This is a genomic window from Pseudoalteromonas phenolica (assembly GCF_005876835.1).
GTDB lineage: Bacteria > Pseudomonadota > Gammaproteobacteria > Enterobacterales > Alteromonadaceae > Pseudoalteromonas > Pseudoalteromonas phenolica_B.
On the sequence record NZ_PPSW01000089.1, the window covers coordinates 1 to 229 of the forward strand.

Annotated in this window: 2 tRNA genes; both read right to left on the reverse strand. The window is 48.0% G+C overall.

Annotation, left to right across the window (positions count from 1 at the left end):
* Nucleotides 1-76 (reverse strand) — tRNA-Thr (locus tag C1E24_RS20830).
* Between the two features lie 15 nt (nt 77-91).
* Nucleotides 92-167 (reverse strand) — tRNA-Phe (locus C1E24_RS20835).
* Nucleotides 168-229 lie beyond the last annotated feature (62 nt).

The following is a 229-nucleotide window of genomic DNA, read 5'->3' on the forward strand; positions in this document are numbered from 1 at the left end:
TGGTGCCGACTATCCGAGTCGAACGGATGACCTACTGATTACAAGTCAGTTGCTCTACCAACTGAGCTAAGTCGGCAACACCGAAAATAAGTGGTGCCCAGAGGCGGAATCGAACCACCGACACGAGGATTTTCAATCCTCTGCTCTACCGACTGAGCTATCTGGGCAAATTCTTCATGAATTTAGGCTTAGTTTTACTTCTTAGCGAGAATATGGTGCCGACTATCCG